Origin of the sequence: Sphingomonas albertensis, assembly GCF_014358075.1 — a bacterium.
GTDB lineage: Bacteria > Pseudomonadota > Alphaproteobacteria > Sphingomonadales > Sphingomonadaceae > Sphingomonas > Sphingomonas albertensis.
Genome location: NZ_JACONT010000043.1, coordinates 22580 through 31914 on the forward strand (window position 1 = coordinate 22580; position 9335 = coordinate 31914).

The window sequence follows — 9335 nt, forward strand, 5'->3', positions numbered from 1 at the left end:
AGCCGATCGGCGTAGCGTAAGCGCATGAATTCGCCCGTCTCGATCACCACCCCACTCGATCCCGCGACCTTTGCGATGGTCGAGGAGCTTGCGCGGTATCGGGGGATTACCGGCGAGGAGTTCGCTGCCGAGGCGATCCGAGAGGCAGCCGAGCATCATGCCGGGATGCGCGCCTACATCCAGGAGGGGATCGATTCCGCCGACCGAGGCGAATTGATCAGCCAGGAAGAGATGGAAATCTGGTTCGAAGAGCGCGTGGCTGCTCGTCGGCGAGGATGAGCCGCGCAACTTGGACTCCCCTCGCGCAGATCGATCTCGCACGGATCGATGATTTCAATGCGCGACGCGATCTCGACTATGCCGACCTAGTGGGTCGCGCTGCGATCGCGGCAGGTAATTTCCTCGCCGATTTTCCCGGCGCAGGTCCGATCGTCGACCGCGACGAGCGCAAGTGGCGCGTACCCGAAACCGACTATGTTTTGATCTACCGCATCGTCCCGCACGGCGTCGAAATCCTGCGCGCTTATCATGGTCGTGAGAACTGGCGTAGACAGCCATGACCCACGTCGGCATCCTCGGCGGGTCGTTCAATCCCGCGCACCGCGGCCATCGGGGCATCACGCTTTCGGCGATCGACGCGCTCGCGCTGGACGAGGCGTGGTGGCTGGTGTCCCCCGGCAACCCGCTCAAGGACGCGGCCAACGACATGGCGCCGCTCCCCGCGCGCCTCGCCTCCGCGCGACGCATGGCCCGTCGCGCGCCGATCCGCGAGACCGACATCGAGGCACGGCTTCACACCCGCTACACGCTCGACACGATCCGTAAGCTGAAGCGGCGCTACCCCAAGATCCGCTTCATCTGGCTGATGGGCGCGGACAATCTCGCCGACTTCCACCGCTGGAAGAACTGGCGCCAGATCGCCCGCGAGGTTCCGATTGCGGTAATCGCGCGTCCGGGATATGACGGGCGCGCCCTCGCGGCCCCCGCGATGGGTTGGCTGCGGCGCTTCCAACGGCGCACAGACCATGCGAAGAGCTGGACGACGTGGAGATTGCCGGCCCTTGTGCTGTTGCGCTTCCGACCCGACCCGACCTCCGCAACCGGCCTGCGTGCCAAAAATCCCGACTGGGTCCAGCACGTTGCTGGTCCGGTAGTCTTACCCAGGAGCTGACTTGGCCACTTCCCCTACTGCCCCTCGCGCGACCGACCCCGAAGAGGTTGAGGCGCTGCATCGCCTAATCCTCGCGTCGCTCGACGACGACCAGGCGGTCGAGACCATCTCGATCCCGCTCGCGGGCAAGACCAGCATCGCCGACTATATGGTGATCGCCAGCGGTCGTTCGACCCGCCAAGTCGCCTCGATGGCGCAGAAGCTGGCCGAGCGGATCAAGGCCGAGTTCAAGCGCCCGGTGAAGATCGAGGGGCTCCCCACGGCTGACTGGGTGCTGATCGACGCGACCGACGTCATCGTCCACCTGTTCCGCCCCGAAGTCCGCAGCTTCTACAATTTGGAGCGGATGTGGGCATTCGGCGACGCCCCGACGCCGCCGCCCGTGCCGACCTTCACCGACGAAGACTAAGCCGGCTCCGAGGCGGCCCGAAAGCGGATCATGCTGCTCCACATCGTCGCCCGCGGTCGGATCGGGCGCTCGCCCGAGGCTGACCTGGTCGACCGCTATCTCAAGCGGATCGCTTGGCCGACCAAGGTGTCCGAACTCCCCGATACCGGCGGCAAGATCCCGCTGGTCGGCGAGCAGACCAAGCGCATCCTGCTCGACGAGAAGGGCGAGACGCTGTCGTCGACGCAGTTTGCGCAGAAGCTCGAGCGATGGCGCGACGACGGCGTGCGCGAGGCGCGGTTCATGATCGGCGCGGCCGACGGCTTCGACGACGCGGCGCGCGACGAGGCCGACCTGCTCTTCTCGTTCGGTCGCGCGACCTGGCCGCATCTGCTCGCCCGCGCGATGCTCGCCGAACAACTCTTCCGTGCGACCAGCATCCTTGCCAATCACCCCTATCACCGCGAAGGGTGATGCATGAGGGCAGGGGGCGTCTTGGCGATCGCGGCGCTGTTCGCGGCGGCGGGCGTGGTCGCACAAACTAAAGCGCCCGAGTTGGCGACCGAGCAGCAACGCCTGGTCGCAGCGAAACGCGATGCCGCGATCGCTGCCAGCCGTGCCGCCAAGCTCGCCGCCGCCGCTACCCAAGAACGCAACGCCGCCGACAAGGCGCGCCGGGAGGAACAGGCGCTCGCCGCCCGCGTGACGGCTGCCGAAGCGACCCTCGCGACCGCCAGCGCGCGCGTGACGTTGGTCGAGCGCTTGCTAACCGATCAGCGCGCCAAGCTCGGCCGCGCGCAAGCGCCTGTCGCACGCCTTCTCGCCGCGCTGGAGTCGCTCGCCCGCCGCCCGACGATCGTCGCGGTGGCGCAGCCGGGATCGGTCGACGACCTCGTCCACGTCCGCGCGGTGCTGGGCAGCGCCTTGCCCGTCGTCCGCCAGCGTACCGAAGCCCTTCGCGCCGAACTTGCCGAGACGCGGCGTTTGCAGGCCAGCGCAACGCTGGCTGCCAAAGCCCTCTCCGAAGGCCGCGCGCGCCTGGAGAGCGACCGCATCGCACTGGCCAACCTCGAAGCACGCCATCGTCAGCGCAGCCAGTCCCTCAGCCGCGGCGCGCTCAGCGAGTCCGACCGCGCGCTCGCGCTGGGCGAACGCGCGCGCGACCTCGTCGATGGGATGGCCGCCACGACCAACGCAAAGGCGACCGCCGCCGCCCTGATAGCGCTCGCCGGCCCGATCCCACGCCCCATCGCGCCCGGCAGCACGCCACCGTCACCGCCGCGCGGCGTGTACCGCGTCCCGGTAGCGGGCAGGCTTGTTACCGGCTTCGACGAGGTCTCGGACTCTGGCGTCCGGTCGCGCGGCCTGACCTTCGCCACCGCCCCGCGCGCGCGCGTCGTCGCCCCCGCCGCAGGCACGGTCCGCTACGCCCGCCGCTTCCGTGATTACGGCGTCATCGTCATCATCGACCACGCCGATGGCTGGACCAGCCTCGTCACGGGCCTCGCCGCAACGTCGGCAAAGCCCGGCAACCGCATCGCGACGGGTACGCCGATCGGCAACGCCCCCGGCGAAGAGCCGCGCATCACCGTCGAACTCCGGCGCCGCGGCCGGCCGGTCGATGCTGCGTCGCTGATAGGACCGCGCTGATCGGATGATAGGACGGGCGGCCGCGCTTCGATCCTCCCCCGCAAGGGGGAGGTGGCTGGCCCTTGCCAGACGGAGGGGGAGGCAAGCGAAACCGATGTTCCGTGTCCTCCCCCTCCGTCACCTTCGGCGCCACCTCCCCCTGGCGGGGGAGGATCGAAAAGTCCCCAGTCAGCCCCCGTTAACCCCCATCAGTCTTCACTCCGCGCGCGCGTTGCCGCCACCACGTCATTACGCTACGCCGTCACGACTGTACGACACGTCACTTCTCAGGTTGCAGGACCATCGATGCCCCGTCCTATTCGTGCTCCTATGCTTACCGCGACGGCGATCGTCGGCGCGCTGACGCTGATCCCGCTCGCCACCTCGGCGATGGCGGCGGTCGACACCGACACCTATCGCGAGTTCGACCAGTTCCTCGACGTGTTCAACCGCGTGAAGGCGGAATATGTCGACAAGGTCGATGACAAGACGCTGATCAAAGGCGCGATCCAGGGCATGCTCGCCAGCCTCGATCCGCACTCCAGCTATGTCGATGCGCTCGACTACGAAAACCTCCGGATCATGACCGAGGGCAATTACGGCGGCCTGGGCCTGACGGTGCAGATGGAGGACGGCGCGATCAAGGTCGTCTCCCCGCAGGAGGATTCCCCTGCCGCCCGCGCCGGCGTCAAATCCGGCGACTACATCACGCATATCGACGGCAAGCTGATCTACGGCGATTCGCTCGACGAGGCGGTCGGCAAGATGCGTGGCAAGCCCGGCAGCAAGATCACGCTCGGACTCGTCCGCCCCGGCCGTGACAAGCCGCTCGACGTGACGATGATGCGCGAGATCATCGTCCAGAAACCGGTGAAGTGGGAAGTCCGCGGCGACGTCGGCTATATCAACATCAACACCTTCAGCGAGAACACGGGCGCCGACACCCGCGCGGCGATCATGGCGATCGACAAGTCGCTCGGCCACCGCCCGCTCGGCTATGTCGTCGACCTGCGCGAGAATGGCGGCGGGCTCCTCACGCAGGCGATCGAGGTCAGCGACGCGTTCCTCGATCACGGCGAGATCGTGTCTCAGCGCGGCCGCGAGAAGACCGATATCGAGCGCTATTACGCCAAGCCCGGCGACGACGCGCACGGCCTGCCGGTCGTCGTCCTCACCGATCCCGGCACCGCGTCGGCGTCCGAGATCGTCGCCGGTGCGCTCCAGGATCACCACCGCGCGCTGATCATGGGCGAGCGCAGCTTCGGCAAGGGTTCGGTCCAGACCGTGCTCCAGCTCGGCCCCGAAACCGCACTACGCCTGACCACTGCGCGCTACTTCACGCCATCCGGCCGGTCGGTGCAGGAGGGCGGGATCGAGCCCGACATCAAGGTCCCGCAGCTCACCGATCCCGACTACAAGTCGCGCCCGGTGTTCCGCGAGGCCGACCTGCGCAAACATTTGATCAACGAGGTGAAGGCCGACAACGCGGTGCTCGAGGAGGATACCAAGACCGATCCGCGCTTCTCGCAGACCCCCGACCAGTTGAAGAAACAGGGCATCGACGACTTCCAGCTCTACTACGCGCTGAAGACCGTCGCGCGCCTGGGCGGCCCGGTGCAGGTCGCCGCCGCCACCAAGCCGCGCCCGATCAAGCCCGACCCCACCGACGCAGCCAAGGCGCCCACCAAGTGAGCGTGCGTCGTGGACTTGGCATGACCAAGAACGAAGAGATCGCCCGCGCTATCGCGTTGCTGCTGCCGGCATTCCTGCTGCTCGGCGCGCTCGGCTCGCAATATCTCGGCGGCCTGTATCCGTGCGAGATGTGCCACTGGCAGCGCTGGCCGCATTATTCCGCGTTGCTGATCGCCGGCGCGACGTTCTTCGTGCCTGGCCGTTCGCTGCGCGCATCGCTGGTCACCATCGCCGGGCTGCTGATCGGGCTCAGCGGCCTGATCGGCGTCGCGCATGCCGGTGTCGAATATCATTGGTGGAACGGCTTCACCGCCTGCACCACGACCGTCTCGATGGCCGGGACCACCGCGGCCGAGCGTCTCGCAGCGATCATGAATGCGCCGATGGTGCGCTGTGATGCGCCACAATGGAAATTGTTCGGAATCTCGCTCGCCGGCTTCAACGCCATCTTTTCCCTCGCCGGTGCGTTCACCATATTCGCACTCATGAGGAAGACGAGATGAGCGGCTGGAAGCCAGGAGACGTCAAGCGAGCCACCGATTCGATGATCCGCGTCGACCAGGCCGGCGAATACGGCGCGATCCGAATTTATGCAGGGCAATTGGCGGTGCTCGGCGACCGCCACCCGGCATCGCGCTCGATCCACCACATGGCGCAGCAGGAGGAACGTCACCGCGCGTTTTTCGACAGGATGATCGTCGAGCGCCGCGTGCGACCGACCGTGTTGCAGCCGATCTGGAAGGTCGCCGGCTTCGCCCTCGGCGCGGTTACCGCGGCGATCAGCCCGCGGGCTGCGATGGCCTGCACCGCGGCGGTCGAGACCGAGATCGACAAGCATTACGAGGAACAGCTCGTTCAGCTAGGCGCCAGCGACCCCGAGCTATCTGCCGCCATTCTCGATTTCCAGGCCGAGGAACTCGAACACAAGGCGACCGCGATCGCGGCAGGTGCCGAGGAAACGCCGGGCTACCCGGTATTGAGCGCGGTAATCAGGCTAGGCTGCAAGGTCGCGATCGCTACCGCCAAGCGGATCTAGGCGGACGGAAACGGATCAACGGATACGGCCAAGCGACTATAACAAGCCGAACGAACGCGTGGGAGTGATGCGTATGAAGATGCTTTTTGCGGCGGCCTTGCTCGTCGCCGGTCCCGCCGTCGCACAGACCGCGCAGCCGACACCCAATGCCAATACGGGCACTGCCAATACGGGGCCGACGCTTGCTCAGCCGCCCGCCAAGGCCCCCGCGCTGCCCGGTGCGACCGCCAAGCCCAAACCGGTCGTCGCCCCCCCGCAGGTTTCGCGCAACGCGCCGATCAACGGCGTCCTGACTCTGTTCGGCAACGAACGCTGCCCGACCAACCAGAACGGCGAGGAAATCGTCGTCTGCGTCCGCCGCAGCGCGCAGGAGCAATACCGCGTCCCCAAGGAACTCCGCGAGTTCGTCGTGACCCCCGAAAACGCCAGCTGGGCGACCAAGGCTCAGGGCACGCTCGACGCAGGCTCCGGCGTGAACACGATCGGCAGCTGCTCCGCCGTCGGCGCCGGCGGCGCTACCGGCTGCTTCGGCCAGCGGGTTCGAGAATCCCGCCTCGAAAACAAGACCCGCGCCGCCGAAGTCCCCGTCCTCCCATAAGGACTTTGCGAAACATCTTCCCCCCTCCCTGAAAGGGAGGGGCAGGGGGTGGGTCGGTTTCCGCGTGGTCGAACCCCAGTGGCCCAAATTGGCCAACCCACCCCCAACCCCTCCCTTCCAGGGAGGGGAGCAGTTTCCGATCCTCTGGCAGTCGGTTTGCGCACATCCGCTCGCGCCATCGCGGCGGTATGCGCGGTATGGCGCCGACGCCTTACCTACTCGCCCAGCGCCCAAACCCCGCCACGCGGTTGCCCGCCCGACGTCGTCAGCCCGTGCTGTTCTACAAGGATCGAACACGACATGATGCGCTAATGCCGTCAGCAGCCACCCCGAGCCCGATCGCCGAGACTGCTACCAATCGTGCGGTGGTCGACGACGAGAATGCTGCGCGAGCGTCTATACTTCCTATACTTCATTCGTGCGCGCGCCTTGCCCGATTCTGGATTGGCGTGATTTCCCCGCGCCTTAGGCTGATCGGGAACGACGTCTCGATTCCCGGCCCGACGAACCTCCCGCTAGGAATACCGGCATGACCAGACCCCTGCGCATCGCCTTCCTGCTGTTCCCGAACGTGACGCAGCTGGACCTGACCGGCCCCGCGCAGGTCCTGTCGCGGCTCGGCAACGCCTCGCTCGATCTCGTGTGGAAGACGCTCGACCCGGTCCCGACCGACGCCGGTTTCTCGATCCTGCCAACCGCGACCTTCGCCGACGTGCCGCACGCCGACATCATCTGCGTGCCCGGCGGGTTCGGTACCAACGCCGTGATCGCCGACGACGAAGTGATGGCGTGGGTCCAGACGGTCGGTGCCGAAGCGACCTGGGTCACCAGCGTCTGCACCGGATCGCTGATCCTCGGCGCGGCGGGATTGCTCGATGGCTACCGCGCCGGCTGCCATTGGGCGCAGCGCGACATGCTGACCCTGTTCAACGCCATCCCGGTCGACGCGCGCGTCGTGGTCGATCGCAACCGCGTCACCGGCGGCGGCGTCACTGCGGGGATCGACTTCGCGCTCACGCTAACCGCAATGATCCGCGGCGAGGCGCATGCCCGCGCGGTGCAACTGGGCCTGGAATATGATCCGGCACCGCCGTTCGACAGCGGCTCACCCGCCAGCGCGGGGCCCGAGATCGTCGCGGCGTATCAGCGCCGCATGCACGCGCTAGTCCCTACGCGCGACGACGACCTCCGGGCGCTGGCGAAACGGCGCGGCCTCGCCCGGGATACTTAGGGGTGACGCTTCAGCCCGCGCACCCGGTGCCAGATGTAGAAGGCGACCAGCGCGATCAGGACCAAGCCGATCAGCAGGTCGGCGCTGTGGAATGCGGCCTTCACGCGCGGGTCGCTGTCCCATTTGTCGCCGAGCTTCATGCCGACCCAGGCGAGGCCGAAGCACCACGGCCACGATCCGATGAAGGTGTAGAGGTGGAACGGTACCAGCTTCATCCGCGCGACGCCGGCGGGGAAGGCGATGAACGAGCGGATCACCGGCAGCAGCCGCCCGATCAGCACCGCGGCCGAACCCCAGCGCGCGAAGAACCGGTCGGCCGCATCGAGCTCACCCGGCCCGATCAGGACGAAGCGGCCCCAGCGCTCAGCCATCGGTCGGCCGCCGCGCTTGCCGACTTCATAGGCGACGATCGAGCCGAGATTGCACCCGATCGCCCCAGCGGTGGCGGCGAGATACAGGTCGAATCGCCCGGTCGAGACGAGGTAGCCGGCGAACGGCATGATGATCTCGGACGGCAGCGGGATGCACGCGCTCTCGATCGCCATGAGCAGCGCGATGCCGACATAACCACCCGACGAGATGACGCCGATCGTGAAGGTGGCGAGAACCGCCAGAATCTTTTCGAACATGGCTCGGTCGATTGCGCGAACCGGGCGACGAAGGGAAGAGACATTCGGAACCGCCCGGCGAGTCGTGCGCTGGTTGCGGCATGACAAACCTCACACTCAACGACGGCCGCACGATGCCCCAGCTCGGCATGGGCACGTGGCAAATCCCCGACAGCCAGGCCGCGGCGATCGTCCGCTCCGGGCTCGATATCGGCTTCCGGCTGGTCGACACCGCCGCGATCTACGAGAACGAACGCGGCGTCGGCGATGGCTACAAGGGCTCTGACGCGTTCCTGACGACCAAGCTCTGGAACGACCGACAGGGCGATGCCGAAGCGGCGGTGGAAGAGAGTCTCGCGCTACTCGGTGTCGATTCGGTCGATCTGTACCTGATGCACTGGCCGGTGCCGAAGCAGGACAAGTATGTCGACGCCTGGAAGGCGATGATCGCCCTGCGCGATGCCGGAAAGGCCAAGTCGATCGGCGTGTCGAACTTCCTCCCCGAGCACATCGACGCGATCGTCACCGCGACCGGCGTGACCCCTGCGGTCAACCAGATCGAGCTCCACCCGAACTTCCAGCAGCGCGAGCAGCGTGCGTATCATGAGGCGCACGGCATCGTAACGCAGAGCTGGAGCCCGCTGGGGCAGGGCAAGACGCTGTTGCAGGATGAGGTTATCTTCCGGATCGCCGACAAGCATGGCCTTAGCGCCGCGCAGGTTATCCTGGCGTGGCATCTGGCGAACGGCTTCTCGGTGATCCCGAAGGCCTCGGATGCCGAGCATCTCGCCGACAATTTCGCAGCGCTGGATTTGACGCTGGACGACGAAGACATCGCCGCGATCGAAGCGCTAGACGATCCGGCTGGCCGCCTCGGGCCAGAACCCAACGCGATGTAATCCTCCCCGGCACGGGGAGGGGGACCGCGACGCATAGCGGCGGGGTGGAGGGGGCGTGCCCCAGGCGCGACGGCCCCGGGGTA

13 protein-coding genes are annotated in these 9335 nt (G+C 67.0%); 12 read left to right on the forward strand and 1 reads right to left on the reverse strand.

The features are described from left to right. Nucleotides 1-24 precede the first annotated feature (24 nt). The 11 genes from H8S47_RS16060 to H8S47_RS16110 all read left to right on the forward strand — a co-directional run bounded on the left by H8S47_RS16060 (nt 25) and on the right by H8S47_RS16110 (nt 7745). On the forward strand, nt 25-279 hold the full coding sequence (locus tag H8S47_RS16060) for a hypothetical protein (protein ID WP_187504791.1): 255 nt from the start codon (nt 25-27) through the stop codon (nt 277-279). After that, nucleotides 276-560 carry a type II toxin-antitoxin system RelE/ParE family toxin gene (locus tag H8S47_RS16065; protein ID WP_187504792.1) on the forward strand — a complete coding sequence of 95 codons (285 nt, stop codon included), beginning with the start codon at nt 276-278 and terminating at the stop codon, nt 558-560. Before H8S47_RS16060 ends, H8S47_RS16065 begins: the two co-directional genes overlap by 4 nt. Continuing rightward, entirely contained in the window at nt 557-1171 is a 615-nt protein-coding gene (locus H8S47_RS16070; RefSeq protein WP_187504793.1) for a nicotinate-nucleotide adenylyltransferase, read from the forward strand. Before H8S47_RS16065 ends, H8S47_RS16070 begins: the two co-directional genes overlap by 4 nt. A gap of 1 nt (nt 1172) precedes the next feature. Further along, on the forward strand, nt 1173-1580 hold the full coding sequence (gene rsfS, locus H8S47_RS16075; protein WP_131583613.1) for a ribosome silencing factor: 408 nt from the start codon (nt 1173-1175) through the stop codon (nt 1578-1580). A 30-nt stretch (nt 1581-1610) separates the two neighbouring features. Then, nucleotides 1611-2033 (forward strand): 23S rRNA (pseudouridine(1915)-N(3))-methyltransferase RlmH, encoded by a 423-nt coding sequence (locus H8S47_RS16080; RefSeq protein WP_187504794.1) that lies wholly within the window; start codon nt 1611-1613, stop codon nt 2031-2033. A 3-nt stretch (nt 2034-2036) separates the two neighbouring features. Next, on the forward strand, nt 2037-3209 hold the full coding sequence (locus H8S47_RS16085; protein WP_187504795.1) for a murein hydrolase activator EnvC family protein: 1173 nt from the start codon (nt 2037-2039) through the stop codon (nt 3207-3209). A 309-nt stretch (nt 3210-3518) separates the two neighbouring features. Beyond that, nucleotides 3519-4880, forward strand: a complete 1362-nt coding sequence (locus H8S47_RS16090; protein ID WP_398457524.1) for a S41 family peptidase — start codon at nt 3519-3521, stop codon at nt 4878-4880. A gap of 20 nt (nt 4881-4900) precedes the next feature. Then, entirely contained in the window at nt 4901-5383 is a 483-nt protein-coding gene (locus H8S47_RS16095) for a disulfide bond formation protein B (protein ID WP_187504797.1), read from the forward strand. After that, nucleotides 5380-5916, forward strand: coding sequence for a demethoxyubiquinone hydroxylase family protein (locus H8S47_RS16100; RefSeq protein WP_187504798.1), 537 nt, complete (start codon nt 5380-5382; stop codon nt 5914-5916). The genes H8S47_RS16095 and H8S47_RS16100 overlap by 4 nt, the downstream gene beginning before the upstream one ends. Nucleotides 5917-5989: 73 nt before the next feature. Continuing rightward, nucleotides 5990-6514, forward strand: a complete 525-nt coding sequence (locus H8S47_RS16105; protein ID WP_187504799.1) for a hypothetical protein — start codon at nt 5990-5992, stop codon at nt 6512-6514. Nucleotides 6515-7043: 529 nt separating this feature from the next. Beyond that, nucleotides 7044-7745 carry a DJ-1/PfpI family protein gene (locus H8S47_RS16110; RefSeq protein ID WP_187504800.1) on the forward strand — a complete coding sequence of 234 codons (702 nt, stop codon included), beginning with the start codon at nt 7044-7046 and terminating at the stop codon, nt 7743-7745. On the opposite strand, the gene H8S47_RS16115 is transcribed toward H8S47_RS16110, so the two are convergent. Continuing rightward, nucleotides 7742-8374 (reverse strand): DedA family protein, encoded by a 633-nt coding sequence (locus tag H8S47_RS16115; RefSeq protein WP_187504801.1) that lies wholly within the window; start codon nt 8372-8374, stop codon nt 7742-7744. The genes H8S47_RS16110 and H8S47_RS16115 overlap by 4 nt on opposite strands. 80 nt (nt 8375-8454) lie before the next feature. Between H8S47_RS16115 and H8S47_RS16120 the strand changes: the two genes are divergently transcribed. Then, nucleotides 8455-9252 (forward strand): aldo/keto reductase, encoded by a 798-nt coding sequence (locus tag H8S47_RS16120; protein ID WP_187504802.1) that lies wholly within the window; start codon nt 8455-8457, stop codon nt 9250-9252. The last annotated feature ends 83 nt before the right edge of the window (nt 9253-9335 follow it).

Excerpts from the sequence above, each read along its gene's own strand:
- H8S47_RS16070 (WP_187504793.1), top strand. The coding sequence starts at position 557 with ATGACCCACGTCGGCATCCTCGGCGGGTCGTTCAATCCCGCGCACCGC.
- H8S47_RS16115 (WP_187504801.1), bottom strand. The coding sequence starts at position 8,374 with ATGTTCGAAAAGATTCTGGCGGTTCTCGCCACCTTCACGATCGGCGTC.
- H8S47_RS16095 (WP_187504797.1), top strand. The coding sequence starts at position 4,901 with ATGACCAAGAACGAAGAGATCGCCCGCGCTATCGCGTTGCTGCTGCCG.
- H8S47_RS16120 (WP_187504802.1), top strand. The coding sequence starts at position 8,455 with ATGACAAACCTCACACTCAACGACGGCCGCACGATGCCCCAGCTCGGC.
- H8S47_RS16080 (WP_187504794.1), top strand. The coding sequence starts at position 1,611 with ATGCTGCTCCACATCGTCGCCCGCGGTCGGATCGGGCGCTCGCCCGAG.
- H8S47_RS16090 (WP_398457524.1), top strand. The coding sequence starts at position 3,519 with ATGCTTACCGCGACGGCGATCGTCGGCGCGCTGACGCTGATCCCGCTC.
- H8S47_RS16110 (WP_187504800.1), top strand. The coding sequence starts at position 7,044 with ATGACCAGACCCCTGCGCATCGCCTTCCTGCTGTTCCCGAACGTGACG.
- H8S47_RS16105 (WP_187504799.1), top strand. The coding sequence starts at position 5,990 with ATGAAGATGCTTTTTGCGGCGGCCTTGCTCGTCGCCGGTCCCGCCGTC.
- H8S47_RS16060 (WP_187504791.1), top strand. The coding sequence starts at position 25 with ATGAATTCGCCCGTCTCGATCACCACCCCACTCGATCCCGCGACCTTT.
- H8S47_RS16100 (WP_187504798.1), top strand. The coding sequence starts at position 5,380 with ATGAGCGGCTGGAAGCCAGGAGACGTCAAGCGAGCCACCGATTCGATG.
- H8S47_RS16065 (WP_187504792.1), top strand. The coding sequence starts at position 276 with ATGAGCCGCGCAACTTGGACTCCCCTCGCGCAGATCGATCTCGCACGG.
- H8S47_RS16085 (WP_187504795.1), top strand. The coding sequence starts at position 2,037 with ATGAGGGCAGGGGGCGTCTTGGCGATCGCGGCGCTGTTCGCGGCGGCG.